Annotated in this window: 14 protein-coding genes; 5 read left to right on the top strand and 9 right to left on the bottom strand. The window is 70.1% G+C overall.

What is annotated here, in order from left to right; translation table 11 throughout:
* Nucleotides 1-176: 176 nt before the first annotated feature.
* A complete protein-coding gene (locus DLJ59_RS34230) occupies nt 177-425 on the top strand; it encodes a DUF2277 family protein (RefSeq protein ID WP_124778252.1) in 249 nt (82 codons plus the stop codon).
* Between the two features lie 50 nt (nt 426-475).
* Here the strand turns inward: DLJ59_RS34230 and DLJ59_RS34235 are convergent, their stop codons facing one another.
* Both DLJ59_RS34235 and selD read right to left on the bottom strand, forming a co-directional pair.
* Entirely contained in the window at nt 476-955 is a 480-nt protein-coding gene (locus DLJ59_RS34235; RefSeq protein WP_124778253.1) for a hypothetical protein, read from the bottom strand.
* Nucleotides 956-1,184: 229 nt separating this feature from the next.
* Complete coding sequence (gene selD, locus DLJ59_RS34240) at nt 1,185-2,174, bottom strand: selenide, water dikinase SelD (RefSeq protein ID WP_124778254.1); 990 nt, start codon at nt 2,172-2,174, stop codon at nt 1,185-1,187.
* A gap of 195 nt (nt 2,175-2,369) precedes the next feature.
* Here selD and DLJ59_RS34245 point away from each other — a divergent pair, with 195 nt between their 5' ends.
* From DLJ59_RS34245 to DLJ59_RS34260, 4 genes are read left to right on the top strand one after another with little or no spacing between them, the layout of a single operon-like run.
* Nucleotides 2,370-3,125, top strand: coding sequence for an amino acid ABC transporter ATP-binding protein (locus DLJ59_RS34245; RefSeq protein ID WP_124778255.1), 756 nt, complete (start codon nt 2,370-2,372; stop codon nt 3,123-3,125).
* Between the two features lie 57 nt (nt 3,126-3,182).
* On the top strand, nt 3,183-4,061 hold the full coding sequence (locus tag DLJ59_RS34250) for a glutamate ABC transporter substrate-binding protein (RefSeq protein ID WP_124778256.1): 879 nt from the start codon (nt 3,183-3,185) through the stop codon (nt 4,059-4,061).
* A gap of 41 nt (nt 4,062-4,102) precedes the next feature.
* Nucleotides 4,103-4,810 carry an amino acid ABC transporter permease gene (locus tag DLJ59_RS34255; RefSeq protein WP_124778257.1) on the top strand — a complete coding sequence of 236 codons (708 nt, stop codon included), beginning with the start codon at nt 4,103-4,105 and terminating at the stop codon, nt 4,808-4,810.
* Complete coding sequence (locus DLJ59_RS34260; RefSeq protein ID WP_124778258.1) at nt 4,807-5,781, top strand: amino acid ABC transporter permease; 975 nt, start codon at nt 4,807-4,809, stop codon at nt 5,779-5,781. Before DLJ59_RS34255 ends, DLJ59_RS34260 begins: the two co-directional genes overlap by 4 nt.
* A gap of 117 nt (nt 5,782-5,898) precedes the next feature.
* On the opposite strand, the gene rny is transcribed toward DLJ59_RS34260, so the two are convergent.
* From rny to DLJ59_RS37095, 7 genes are all read right to left on the bottom strand, one after another.
* Nucleotides 5,899-7,665: a ribonuclease Y gene (gene rny / locus DLJ59_RS34265; protein WP_124778259.1), complete on the bottom strand. Its 1,767-nt coding sequence runs from the start codon at nt 7,663-7,665 to the stop codon at nt 5,899-5,901.
* 599 nt (nt 7,666-8,264) lie between these two features.
* Entirely contained in the window at nt 8,265-8,963 is a 699-nt protein-coding gene (locus tag DLJ59_RS34270) for a regulatory protein RecX (protein WP_124778260.1), read from the bottom strand.
* 14 nt (nt 8,964-8,977) lie between these two features.
* Complete coding sequence (gene recA, locus DLJ59_RS34275) at nt 8,978-10,024, bottom strand: recombinase RecA (protein ID WP_124778261.1); 1,047 nt, start codon at nt 10,022-10,024, stop codon at nt 8,978-8,980.
* Nucleotides 10,025-10,208: 184 nt separating this feature from the next.
* Nucleotides 10,209-10,409: a DUF3046 domain-containing protein gene (locus DLJ59_RS34280; protein WP_030336777.1), complete on the bottom strand. Its 201-nt coding sequence runs from the start codon at nt 10,407-10,409 to the stop codon at nt 10,209-10,211.
* 5 nt (nt 10,410-10,414) lie between these two features.
* Nucleotides 10,415-11,788: an MFS transporter gene (locus DLJ59_RS34285; RefSeq protein WP_124778262.1), complete on the bottom strand. Its 1,374-nt coding sequence runs from the start codon at nt 11,786-11,788 to the stop codon at nt 10,415-10,417.
* Between the two features lie 267 nt (nt 11,789-12,055).
* The gene (locus tag DLJ59_RS34290) at nt 12,056-12,760 is read right to left on the bottom strand and encodes a UdgX family uracil-DNA binding protein (RefSeq protein WP_124778263.1); all 705 of its coding nucleotides are present in this window, start codon (nt 12,758-12,760) and stop codon (nt 12,056-12,058) included.
* 66 nt (nt 12,761-12,826) lie between these two features.
* A partial coding sequence (locus DLJ59_RS37095) for a hypothetical protein (protein ID WP_208648935.1) occupies nt 12,827-13,046 on the bottom strand: 220 nt, incomplete at its 5' end.

Consider the following 13,046-nt stretch of genomic DNA (forward strand, 5'->3'; position numbering starts at 1 on the left):
GGGGCATGGTCCACAATGAGTCTCCGGGGGCCCGGGGCGCTGGGAGCGCGAGCGGCGGCTGTGGCTCGAACGGCTCTGGTCCGTGACCAGGATAGACAAATATCGACCCAGTGTCACCGTCGGTACCACAGCCGGCACGGCGAGTGGTAGCCCCGGTGGACGGAGGAGGAGCTCACATGTGCCGGAGCATCAAGACGCTGCGGGAACCGTTCACCCCGCAGGTGACCGAAGCGGACGTCGAGGCGGCGGCGTTGCAGTACGTCCGGAAGATCTCTGGTTTCCGGGCGCCCGCCGCGCACAACGCCGCCGCGTTCGACGCCGCGGTGGCCGCCGTGGCCGAGGCGACGCGCACCCTGCTCGACCAACTCGTGGTGCGGGGTGCCGGATCGGGCACCACGGACCGGTCGGCCACCGCCGCCAGCTGAGCGAGCCGCCCACCAGCACGGCACCCGGCCGGGCCTGACCCTGAAGAGGGTCAGGCCGCGGCGAGCACCGGGGCGACAGTGTCCGGCGCCCAGCGCGAGCGGTGGCACTGCGACCAGCCCCGGCAACCCGGGTCGCCCAGCGAGCAGAGCCGCAGCTTGCTGAGCACCTCACCGTCGTCGGTGTCCCGCACGTCGAAGTGCACCGGACGGACCGTGCCGTCCGGCGCGACGAGCAGGTGCCGGCCCGCGTCGAGCGTGTCGTCGCGCAACAGGCAGTTGCGGCCCAGCAATCGGGCCAGCGCGGCGATGCCCGCGTGCTCGGAGAGCTGCTCGGGCACCCCGTAGCAGTCCACCACCGTCGCGAACTCGCCCGGCGCCTGCCAGACGTCACACACCACCGCGTACGCCGGCAGCCGCGCCGGGTCGGCCGCCGCCAACGGCATCACCACCCGACCAAGCGCCTCGGCCAGCGCCGGGTAGACCTCCACGGGTTGAGCCCCGTCGATTCTCCAGTTCCACAGCTCGGTCATTCCGCCTCCTCGCTGCGTTCGTCCCCACCGGCCTCCGGATCGGGCCTTACACACGATGGTGGGGGGCATTTGACCCCAGCCGGGGGCAAGTTACCGGTCTGTGACCATTCCGGGCAAAATTTCCCTGAGCGGCATTGCTCGGAGTAGCGGGAAGGTGACAGTTTATCGGGTACGGTGCGGCATCCGTACCACCGCCACCGCGTGTTCCCCGCCGGTCAACCGCACTCGGTCAGCGCAGGACAACCAGGTGCTCGCCCCGGGGCAAAAGCTCACCCACCACGGGAGCGCCGGGCACCTCGCCGGCGACCAGCAGCCCACCGGAGGTCTGCGCGTCGGCCAGGAGCAGCCGCTCCGCCTCGTCCGCCGCGCCGAAGTCGGTCCACGGGGTCACCCAGTCCAGGTTGCGCCGACTGCCGCCGCTGACGAACCCGTCCCGCAGCGCCTCGCGGGCACCGGCCAGATAGGGCACCCGGGCGGTGTCGATGGCCACCGTGAGCTGGCTGGCCCGGGCCAACTTCGACGCGTGCCCGAGCAGCCCGAACCCGGTCACGTCGGTGCCGCACCGGATGCCGGCGGCGACCGCCGCGCGGGCGGCGTCCCGGTTGAGCGCGCTCATCGTGGCCACCGCCTCCGGGAAGCTCTCCCCGGTCGCCTTGTGCCGGGTGTTCAACACGCCCACCCCGAGCGGCTTGGTCAGCGACAACGGCACCCCGGCCCGCCCGGCGTCGAGGGTGATCAGCTCCTCCGGCCGGACCGTGCCGGTGACCGCGAGACCGTACTTCGGGCCGTCGTCGTCCACGCTGTGCCCGCCGGCCAGGTGACAACCGGCCTCTCGCGCCACGTCCTGGCCGCCGCGCAGCACCTCACGGGCCAACTCCAGCGGGAGCACGTCCCGCGGCCAGCAGAGCAGGTTGAGCGCCACCAGCGGGGTGCCGCCCATCGCGTACACGTCGGAGAGCGCGTTGGCCGCTGCGATCCGACCCCAGTCGTACGCGTCGTCGACCACCGGCGTGAAGAAGTCCGCAGTGCTGACCAGGCCGGTCCGCTCGTCGAAGCGCACCACCGCCGCGTCGTCGCCGTGATCCAGCCCGACCAGCAACTCCGCGGTGCCGGTCGGCGGGCCGAGGCCGGCCACCATGATCTCCAACTCGCCGGGCGGGATCTTGCAGGCGCAGCCACCGCCACGGGCGTACATGGTCAGCCGTACGGGTTCGGTCATCCACCCATGATCTCGACAACGCGCCACGATCACCACCATCACCACCCACCTGGTGACCAAAATCGGACGCACCCGAACGATCGTGACCGGTGTTACCGCTCCGTGACCCGCTGGCTTGCGTTCTGCCACATCAGGCCGCCTACAGTGGCCGCACCGGGGGTCAACCGACCCCGATCCGGGAGATGACAGGGGACGGTGGACGACGTGACGACGGGCGAACCGCTCATCGTGCTGGACGCGGTCAACAAGTGGTTCGGGCCGCTGCACGTGCTGGACGACGTCTCACTGTCGGTGGGTCGGGGCGAGGTGGTCGTGGTGATCGGCCCGTCCGGCTCCGGCAAGTCGACGCTGTGCCGCGCGATCAACCGACTGGAACCGATCAACTCGGGCACCATCACCTTCGACGGTCAGCCGCTGCCGGCCGAGGGCAAGCCCCTCGCGAAGCTGCGCAGCGAGGTGGGCATGGTGTTCCAGTCCTTCAACCTCTTTGCCCACAAGACCATCCTGGAGAACGTCACCCTCGGCCCGATCAAGGTCCGCAAGGAGAAGCCGGCCGCCGCCCGCGAGCGTGGTCTGGCCCTGCTCGACCGGGTCGGCATCGCCAACCAGGCGGACAAGTTCCCGGCCCAACTCTCCGGCGGTCAGCAGCAGCGGGTGGCCATCGCCCGGGCCCTGGCCATGCAGCCCAAGGCCATGCTCTTCGACGAGCCGACCAGCGCGCTGGACCCGGAAATGGTCGGCGAGGTGCTCGACGTCATGACCTCACTGGCCAGCGACGGCATGACGATGGTCGTGGTCACCCACGAGATGGGCTTCGCCCGGCACGCCGCGAACCGCGTCATCTTCATGGCCGACGGGCAGCTGGTCGAGGACGCCCCACCGGCGGAATTCTTCGCCAACCCGCGCAGCGAGCGGGCCCGGGACTTCCTCTCCAAGATCCTCACGCACTAGGCGTCCGTTGTGGAGCGTGCCGCACCCTGGCGGGCTCCGTTGAAGAAGGAGAAAAGTATGCGTATCAAGCGCGTTGCGGCAGTCGCCGCGGTCGCCGCTCTGGCGCTCGGCCTCACCGCCTGCGGTGACAACAACGGCGGGGAGGGCACCGGCTCCGGCGACAAGTCCTTCACCGCCGGCACCACCATGGAGAAGCTGAACAAGGCCCAGAAGATCAAGATCGGCACGAAGTTCGACCAGCCCGGCTTCGGCCAGAAGGGCCTGTCGGGCAAGCCGGAGGGCTTCGACGTCGAGATCGCCAAGATCATCGTCAAGGAGCTGGGCATCCCCGAGGACAAGATCGAGTGGGTCGAGGCCCCCTCGAAGGTCCGCGAGGACGTGATCGTCAACGGCACGGTAGACCTGGTCGCCGCGACCTACACGATCAACGACAAGCGCAAGGAGCGCATCGCCTTCGCCGGGCCGTACTACGAGGCTGGCCAGAACATCATGGTGAAGAAGGACGACACCACGATCACCGGTCCGGACTCCTTCAAGGACGGCACCAAGAAGGTCTGCTCGGTCACCGGCTCCACCCCGGCCGAGGAGATCAAGAAGTACGTCAAGGACGTCGGCCCCCAGCTGGTGCTCTTCGACACCTACGACAAGTGCCGTGACGCCCTCAAGGGCGGCCAGGTCGACGCCGTGACCACGGACAACGTGATCCTGCTCGGCTACATCGCCAAGGACGAGGCCTCCTTCAAGCTGGCCGGCCCCAACTTCACCAAGGAGCCGTACGGCATCGGCGTGAAGAAGGACGACGCGGACTTCCGCAGCTTCATCAACGACACGCTGGACAAGGCTGTCGCCGACGGTAGCTGGAAGAAGGCCTGGGACGACACCGCCGGCAAGTTCGGCGCGGAACTGGGCGCTGCGCCCACCATCAACCGCTACTGATCTAGGCCTTTCGATCTGGAGGGTGGGAGGAACACCGACCCGTGAACGTGCTCATCGACAAGTTCGACGTCTTTGCGGGTGGTTTCTGGCTCACCCTCCAGATCTGCTTACTCGCCGCGATCGGCGCCCTTCTCCTGGGCGCCATCGTGGCAGTGCTCCGCATCTCGCCGGTGCCACCGCTGCGCGCGCTCGGCACCAGCTACGTGAACATCTTCCGTAACATGCCGCTGACCGTGGTGATGTTCTTCGCCGCGTTCGGTCTGCCGGCGCTCGGCTCCAACGCGGACTTCCTCCGCATTCCGGTGCTCGACTCGTTGTTCTCCCGGCTCGGCACGGACCTGCCGTACTTCCGGTTCGCGCTGATCGCCCTGGTGCTGTACACCGCCGCGTTCGTCTGTGAGGCGCTGCGGTCCGGGGTCAACGCGGTGCCTGCCGGCCAGGCGGAGGCCGCCCGATCGTTGGGGCTGACCTTTGGGCAGAACCTGCGCTACGTAGTGCTGCCGCAGTCCTGGCAGGCCTCGGTGGTACCACTCGGCTCGGTGATCATCGCGATGATCAAGAACTCGGCGCTGGCCGGCTTCTTCGGGATCGTCGGCGACCTGTCGGCCACGGCCGACCAACTCACCGGGGCCGAGGGCTACGCCTTCGTCCCGGTCGCCATTGGCATCTCCGTCGGTTACCTGATCATGACCGTGCCGCTCGGCACCCTGCTGGACCGGATCGAGAAGCGACAGGCGGTGGCCCGATGAGTCAGCAGACCAGCGTCCTCTACGACATCCCCGGGCCCCGGCAGCGCCGGATCACGCTGATCGGCAGCCTCGTCGCCGGGTTGGTCCTGCTCGTCGGGGTCTACTTCCTGGTCTACCGGCCGCTTGACGAAAAGGGCCAGTTGTCAATGGAGTTGTGGGGGCCGCTGATCGACCCCTCCAACGAGAACTTCTCCCTGGTATGGGAACGGATCGGCCTCGGCTTCAAGAACACGCTGACCGCGGCGGCGATGGCCATCGTGGCCTCACTGGTGGTCGGCACACTGCTGGCGGTGCTACGGATCCAGCTCAAGAGCCTGACCCGTCGCAAGTTCACCGGTCTCGCCGCGCCGCTGGCGTACCTGCTGCGCGGGCTGAGCGTGCTGCTGTCGGCGGTCACCCGGGTCTGCGTCGAAGTGTTCCGCGGCCTGCCGGTGGTGATCACCATATTCTTCGTGGCCCGCGGCTTTCCCGAGTTCGGCATCGCCTTCGACAACCTCTGGTATCTGGTCATCGGCCTCACCATCTACAACTCGGTGGTGATCGGCGAGATTCTCCGCTCGGGCATGGAAGGGCTGCCGGGCGGCCAGGCGGAAGCCGCTTCCGCCATCGGGCTGTCCCCGGCACAGACCACCCGGATGATCCTGCTGCCGCAGGCATTCCGGATCATGCTGCCGGCGCTGATCAGTCAGTTGGTGGTGGTGCTGAAGGACACCTCTCTCGGCTTCATCATCAGCTATGAGGAGACCCTGAACATCGGCAAGCAGATCATCGGCGCACTGGGCAACCCCATCCAGGTCTACGTCGTGATCGCCGTGCTCTTCATCGTGGTGAACTACTCACTGTCGAAGCTCGCCCAGTACGTCCAGCGCCGGCTCGCCCAGGGCCGCAAGACCGCGGGCACCCCGGCGCAGAACCCGCCGCCAGCGGCCCTGATGTCCCAGGCCGAGGGCGGCGCCGGAGCAGGCTTCTGACACCAGGTCGCGCCTGGCGCCTGATCGACTCACTTCCGTGATATCGGGGTATCCCTTCGTCTGGGATACCCCGATATTGCTCATTCCCTGCCTGCCGGCCCGGGCAGGTGCGTCGGATCAGCGGGCGATCTCGGTGACCCGGGACTCGCGGACCACTGTGACCCGGATCTGACCCGGGTAGGTCAGCTCCTCCTCGATCTGCTTGGCCACGTCGCGGGCCAGCACGGCCGCCCCGATGTCGTCCACGTCGTCCGGCTTGACCATCACCCGGATCTCGCGGCCGGCCTGCATGGCGAAGACCTTGTCCACGCCGAGCTTGCCGGCGGCGATCTCCTCGATGCGCTCCAGCCGCTTGACGTACGCCTCCAGGCTCTCCCGGCGCGCGCCCGGCCGGCCACCGGAGCAGGCGTCGGAGGCCTGGGTGAGCACGGCCTCGATGGTCTGCGGCGGCACCTCGTTGTGGTGCGCCTCGATGGCGTGCACCACGTCCTCGTGTTCGCCGTACTTACGGGCCAGGTCGGCGCCGATGATGGCGTGGCTGCCCTCCACCTCGTGGGTGAGCGCCTTGCCGATGTCGTGCAGGAACGCCGACCGTTTGATGATGGGCACGTCCAACCGCAGCTCGGCGGCCATGATGCCGGCGATGTGGGCGGTCTCGACCAGGTGCTTGAGCACGTTCTGCCCGTACGAGGTGCGGTAGCGCAGCCGACCGAGCAGGGTCACCAGCTCCGGGTGGATCTCGGTGATGCCGACCTCGACCAGGGCGTCCTCGGCGGCGCGGAGACAGAGCTGCTCCACCTCCTGCCGGGCCAGGTCGTAGACCTCCTCGATCCGGTGCGGGTGGATGCGCCCGTCCAGGACCAGCTTTTCCAGGGTCACCCGCCCGACCTCTCGACGGACCGGGTCGAAGCAGGAGAGCAGCACCGCCTCGGGGGTGTCGTCGATGATCAGGTTGACGCCGGTCACCGACTCGAAGGCGCGGATGTTGCGCCCCTCCCGGCCGATGATCCGCCCCTTCATCTCGTCACCGGGCAGGTGCAGGACGCTGACCACGCTCTCCGCGGTCTGCTCGCTGGCGACCCGCTGGATCGCGTCCACCACGATGTGTCGGGCGCGCTGCTCGGCGGTGTTGCGCGCGTCGGACTCGATGTCCCGCACGAGCAGCGCCGCTTCCCGCTTGGCGGACGTCTCGATGGCGTCGATCAGCTCCAGTCGCGCGGAGTCGGCGGTGAGCCCGGCGACCCGCTCCAGCTCCCGGCGGCGCAGTTCCTCCGACTCGGTCAGCTCGGCCTCCCGTTGGGCGAGCGCTGCCTCCCGGGCGGCGAGGGCGGCCTTCGCGGCGGTGAGTTGCCGCTCCCGCTCGGCGAACCGCTCCACCTCCTCGGTGTGCATCCGCTCCCGCTCGTCCATTCGGGCGGCCCGACGTTCCACCTCGGCGGCCTGCTCGCGGGTGGTGGCGGCGAGCACCGCTACCTCCCGCTCCCCGCTGCGCCGGGCTGCCGTTCGCAACTGTTCGGCGTCCGCCTCGGCCTGCTTGTGGGCGCGTTCCAGAACGGTGTCCGCCTCGGCGCGGGCGTCGTCGAGGACCCGACGCGCCTCGGCGCGGGCCGCCTTCGCCTCGGCCTTCGCCGCCGCCGCCTCGGTGCGGGCTGCGGCAGCCGCTGACTTCGCCACGTCGATCGTGCTGTTCGCCTCGTCGGCCGCGGTGCGCAGGGCAGCGAGGGACTGCTCCTGGCGGTCCTTCTCGGCGATGAAGGCGGGATCCTCCGGGGCCGGCGCGGCACCCATCCGGCGCAGTGTCCGGATGCCGACCAGCACGGCCCCGATCACCACCACCGCGAGGACGAGGACGGCCGCGAGGAGCACGACGTCGAAGGCGTTCATGCCGGGACCCCGTCGGGTCTACCGATGAACCTGTGCCGCCGCCCCGCCATGGCCGCCTCCCCTAACGTCGAGACCGCAGCGACCGTGCCGGGGGCACACTCCTGCGGCTGTGGACGCCCGACCGGAGCGGCTGGCCGTGGGTAGCTTTCTCCGCCGGCGGTGCCCGTGGGCAGCGTCGGCGACCGGGTGCAGTTGTCGCAGCGTTCCGGACCGGCCTGTCCGGAACTGCCGCCAAAGGCCGCGGAGTCGGCCAAAGTGATGCTGTCTTGTTACGCGATCTATGTTGTGCGCTTAGCCTGCGCTGGTCGGGCAATGTGAGCCTGTATGGCGAGGCTAGGTCGCCGGGGGTGCTCTGGTCAAGGACTCATGATCAAACCCCCCGAACGGAGAGAAGTCGAACCGTCACCGCGCGCTGATATCGCGCCGGACAGGAGGGGACAAACTCCGCGAGGTGTACAGGCTGCCCAACACGTCAGGCCTGCTCAAGCCGGGCCTAACCCACCGTCCGGTGCCATAAGACCGGGTGCGCCGGTCAGCGGCGGAGTGTGACCCATCCGTCCGACAGGCGGACAACCTCTTTCGGCGGGAACGGCCCGTGGTCAGCCCGACGAACGGCCGTCGCGCTCCAACTCGCCCTCGGCGTCGGCGAGCGCGTCGGCGTCGATCTGCTCGGCGAACTCGGCTGCCTCGGCGCTCTGCGCGGCGAGCGCGTCCTTCACCGCCCGGATGGCCACACCAGGCGGATAGCCCTTGCGGGCCAGCATGCCCACCAACCGGCGAAAGACTGCGTCCGGCTCGCCCCGGGCGGTGCGCAGCTTGCGCTCCACCAGGCCACGGGCGGTGTCCGCCTCGGTCTCCTCGTCCAGCTCACCCAACGCCTCGGTGGCCACCTCGCCGTCCACGCCCTTGCGGCGCAGCTCGTTGGCGAGCGCCCGGCGAGCCAGGCCGCGCCCGGCGTGCCGGCTGGACACCCAGGCCCGGGCGAACGCCGCGTCATCGATGATGCCGACCTCGTCGTACCGGTCGAGGACCTCGGCCGAGACCTCCTCGGAGATGCCCCGCTTGGCCAGCGCCCCGGCCAGCTCGGCCCGGGTGCGGGGCCGAACGGCAAGCTGGCGCAGACAGATCTCGCGGGCCACCTCGGACTCGTCCCGGGGAGGGCCCGGAGACTCGACGGCGTCGGCCTCCCCGGACCCACCCCGGCGGCCCCGCCGAGGGCGGGGCGGATCGGTGGCATCGCCCGTACGAGGCGGACTGGCATCCCAGCCTCGCCCCGTACGAGCGCGTCGTCCTGCCATGGGTCAGCGACCGATCAGAAGTCGACCGGCGGCAGCTCCGGGCCACCGGCGGCGTCGCCCGCGCCGACCCCGACGCCGAGCTTCTCCAGGATCTTCTTCTCGATCTCGGCAGCCACGTCCGGGTTTTCCTTCAGGAACTCCCGGGCCTTCTCCTTGCCCTGACCGAGCTGGTCACCGTCGTACGTGTACCACGCTCCGGACTTGCGGATGATCGCCTGCTCCACGCCGACGTCGATCAGCGAGCCCTCACGCGAGATGCCCTTGCCATACATGATGTCGAACTCGGCCTGCTTGAACGGCGCGGCGACCTTGTTCTTCACGACCTTGACCCGAGTGCGGTTACCGACCACGTCGGTGCCGTCCTTGAGGCTCTCGATGCGTCGCACGTCGAGCCGGACCGAGGCGTAGAACTTCAGCGCCCGACCACCGGTGGTGGTCTCCGGGCTGCCGAACATGACGCCGATCTTTTCCCGCAGCTGGTTGATGAAGATCGCCGTGGTGCCGGTGTTGCTGAGCACACCGGTGATCTTCCGGAGCGCCTGGCTCATCAGCCGGGCCTGGAGGCCCACGTGGCTGTCGCCCATCTCGCCCTCGATCTCGGCACGCGGCACCAGGGCCGCCACCGAGTCGATCACGATGATGTCCAGAGCGCCGGAGCGGATCAGCATGTCCGCGATCTCCAGCGCCTGCTCGCCGGTGTCCGGCTGGGAGACCAGCATCGCGTCGGTGTCGACGCCGAGGGCCTTCGCGTACTCCGGGTCGAGCGCGTGCTCGGCGTCGATGAAGGCGGCGATGCCGCCGTTGCGCTGGGCGTTGGCCACCGCGTGCAGTGCCACAGTGGTCTTACCGCTGGACTCGGGACCGTAGATCTCGACCACCCGGCCACGGGGCAGGCCGCCAATGCCGAGGGCCACGTCGAGCGCGATGGAGCCGGTCGGAATGATCGCGGTCTGGATGACCGGCCGGTCACCCAGCCGCATCACCGAGCCCTTGCCGAATTGCTTGTCAATCTGAGCGAGAGCAAGGTCGAGTGCCTTCTCCCGGTCAGGCCCTGCTGCCATGGTTGCCACCCCTGCCTTCGCCGGCGTCTTTGCTGAGCTTCGCGTCACGCGGACACGCTAGGCGCTAGGTCCGACAGAAAACCAGCCGACGGGCCGCGAGCTGTGGACGAGCACCCCGCTGTGGACAATAGCCGAACAGGTGTACGACTCGGCAAGCGACACGCGGAGCCGTCGAAAAGGCTGCTCAGCGTAGTCGAGCGGGCACCCGGTCGGGGTAGGCGGCACAAACCGCCCGCCACACCACGTGCGTCTGCTCCCCCGCCGCCAGGGCCTGCTCGATGGTCCGTCCGCCGAGCTGGGACAGCACCTGATCGCGGGCGATGCTGGCCGCGTAGCCGGGCCCGAACGCCTCGTCCAACCGCGTCCAGAAGTCGGTCAGCCGCACAGTTATCAGCCCTCCTCGTCCGGTGCCCCGGTCGGCACCGGGCGCAACGCTAGCGCCACCAGGGGCGCCGCCGCGACCGCCGCGAGCAGGGTGAGCACGGGATATCCGGCGAACTGCATGACAAACCCGCTGACCACGGCGGCCCCGGCCCCGGCCAGCCCCATGATCAGGTCGGACAACCCCTGGACGCTCGGCCGCACCGCGGCCGACACCGACTCGGACAGCAGGGTCGAGCCGGCCACCATCGTCCCCGACCAGCCCAGCCCGAGCAGGACCAGACCCACCGAGAGCCGAGGCGTGTGGTGCCCGGCGGTGCCGGCGACCGCGCAGGCGGCCAGCAACAGCCCGACCCCACCGAGGATCACCGCCCGTCGACCGAGCCGGTCGGTGAGCCAACCGACCACCGGGGAGAACGCGTACATGCCGGCGATGTGCAGGCTCAGCACGATGCCGACCAGCCGCAACACGTCGGCGTCGGCGTGCGACTCACCGAGCCGGACCGGCGTCATCGCCATCACCGCCACCATCACCAGGTGACCCACCGCCACGGCGGCGATGCCGAGTCGGGCGGCGGGCTGTCCGCGTACCACCGACCAGGCCGCACGCATCCCGGCGACGCGCGGCGCGCGCACCTTGACCGGCGCGGCGGCCGGCGCCGCACCACCCGCCGCCGGGGCCTCGGCCGCCACCGCGGTCGCGTCGGCGGCCGACGGCAGATCGGCAGCGGTAGCCGCGAGCCGCCGCGCGGTGAGCAACGGGTCGGGCCGGAGCAACCCGAGGAGTACGACGGCAGCCAGCACGAACGCGGCCGCGCTGAACGCGAACGGGCCAGCCAACGGTGGCAGCCCCCAGCCGGTGGTGACCCGGTCGGCCAGCGCGGCGAAGTTCGGCGCGGCCACCGCACCGATGGTGGTGGCCCAGACGATCAGGGAGAGTTGCCGCCCCCGTCGGGCCGGCTCGGCGAGATCCACGGCCGTGTAGCGGGCCTGCAGGTTCGCGGCGGTGCCCCCGCCGAAGAGCAGCATGCCGAGGAAGAGCAACGGCACCCAGCGGGTGGCCGCGGCCAGCACCACCAGCACGCCGCCGACGGCGCCGACCGCGTACGCCAGCACCAGACCCGGCCGGCGACCGTGCCGCGCCATGATCCGGGTGACCGGGACGGCGAGCAGCGCCGCACCGACCACCCCGGCGCTCTGCGCGACACCGGCCACCGCGGTCCCGGCGATCCGGGCCGCGAGCAACGCGCCCACGGCGATGCCGATGGTCACGCCGATCCCGCCGATGATCTGGGTGGTGAAGAGCAGCCGCAGGGTGCGCCGCTGGATCGACGCGACGTCGGGCGCGGTGGCGGTGTGCGCCGCGGTCAGGTCGGTCGCCATCGGCACTCCTGTCGGAAGGGGTGACCCATCCTCGCGCACCCGCGCCGACCAGCGGCAGTGGGTTTCGCCGGAGCGCGCCGCCAAGGACGTCGCCGGCAAGATCACGGCGGGCGACCGAGCCGTGCTACCCGCGGCCGGTGCGGCGACGCCACCGCCCGGCGGGCCGTGCTGCCAGGCCACCTCGTGGCTGAGCCGGTCCCCGGCGAGGTAGACCCGCCCGGCGGCTTCGGGCGGCTCAGGTCGGGTCGGGGCCGCCGCGCTCGCCGGCTATCCGGGCAGGGCGCGGGTGACGACGGTGAGGTCGGCGACCAGGCCCTGGTACGCCGTGTCCTGGTCGTCGGCGCGCAGCACGGCGGACGGGTGGATGGTCGCCAGCAGCCGAGCCGGCGGCGCGTCGGCCCGCTTTCCGGCGTTGTCCACCGGCACCTGCTCGAAGTCCGCGGGGTGTTGGGCCGACTCCGGCCAGGGCAGCAGCTCGCCCCGCTGCCGGGTGACCCGGAAGGACGGGCCGAGCAGCGCCTTGGCGGCGGTCGCGCCGAGCACCACCACGAACTCCGGACGCAGCCGGGCGAACTCCGCGACCAACCAGGGGCGGCAGGCGGTGATGTGCGCCTGGTCCGGGGTCTGGTGGATCCGCCGCCGGCCGCGCAGTTCAAAACGAAAGTGTTTTACGGCATTTGTCAGGTAGAGGTGACCCGGGTCCAACCCGGCGTCGTCCACCGCCCGGCGCAGCAGGCGGCCGGCCGGGCCGACGAAGGGCAACCCCTTCTGGTCCTCCATGTCGCCGGGCTGCTCGCCGACCAGCACCACCCGGGCGCTCTCGTCACCCCGGCCGAAGACCGTCTGCGAGGCGTCCCGGTACAGCTCACAGCCCCGACAGCCGCCCGCGGCGGTGCGCAGGTCGTCGATGGTGTCGGCGTCGGGCGGGATGAACCGCTGGGCGCCCGGAGCGCTCCCGGTCTGCTCGGCCATGCCGACTGTTATATACCCGTTCGATGCTCGCCGCCGGATACGCCCCAGCACACCGGCTACTTCACATCAGTACCCGTTACCGCCCCCATCCCCGCCGGACGCGATCGCGATCAGCACAATGATGATGATGATGATCGCCACCGCGATGGCGATCCAAATCCCCTTACGAGCCCCACCAGAAGCCATATCCCCACACCTCCGGGCGCCCGCATACCCGTCTTCGCCGCCCCAAACCCTCGCGATCTTGCACTTTCTGCCCGGACCAACATGCACAGATCCGATACTG

Source organism: Micromonospora inaquosa, from assembly GCF_003857055.1.
Taxonomy (GTDB): domain Bacteria; phylum Actinomycetota; class Actinomycetes; order Mycobacteriales; family Micromonosporaceae; genus Micromonospora; species Micromonospora inaquosa.

Bases quoted from the DNA above. Each gene is read 5' to 3' on its own strand.
- selD (WP_124778254.1), bottom strand. From the start codon at position 2,174: ATGACCGAACCCGTACGGCTGACCATGTACGCCCGTGGCGGTGGCTGC.
- DLJ59_RS34285 (WP_124778262.1), bottom strand. From the start codon at position 11,788: ATGGCGACCGACCTGACCGCGGCGCACACCGCCACCGCGCCCGACGTC.
- DLJ59_RS34230 (WP_124778252.1), top strand. From the start codon at position 177: ATGTGCCGGAGCATCAAGACGCTGCGGGAACCGTTCACCCCGCAGGTG.
- DLJ59_RS34260 (WP_124778258.1), top strand. From the start codon at position 4,807: ATGAGTCAGCAGACCAGCGTCCTCTACGACATCCCCGGGCCCCGGCAG.
- rny (WP_124778259.1), bottom strand. From the start codon at position 7,665: ATGAACGCCTTCGACGTCGTGCTCCTCGCGGCCGTCCTCGTCCTCGCG.
- DLJ59_RS34290 (WP_124778263.1), bottom strand. From the start codon at position 12,760: ATGGCCGAGCAGACCGGGAGCGCTCCGGGCGCCCAGCGGTTCATCCCG.
- DLJ59_RS34250 (WP_124778256.1), top strand. From the start codon at position 3,183: ATGCGTATCAAGCGCGTTGCGGCAGTCGCCGCGGTCGCCGCTCTGGCG.
- DLJ59_RS34270 (WP_124778260.1), bottom strand. From the start codon at position 8,963: ATGGCAGGACGACGCGCTCGTACGGGGCGAGGCTGGGATGCCAGTCCG.
- DLJ59_RS34235 (WP_124778253.1), bottom strand. From the start codon at position 955: ATGACCGAGCTGTGGAACTGGAGAATCGACGGGGCTCAACCCGTGGAG.
- recA (WP_124778261.1), bottom strand. From the start codon at position 10,024: ATGGCAGCAGGGCCTGACCGGGAGAAGGCACTCGACCTTGCTCTCGCT.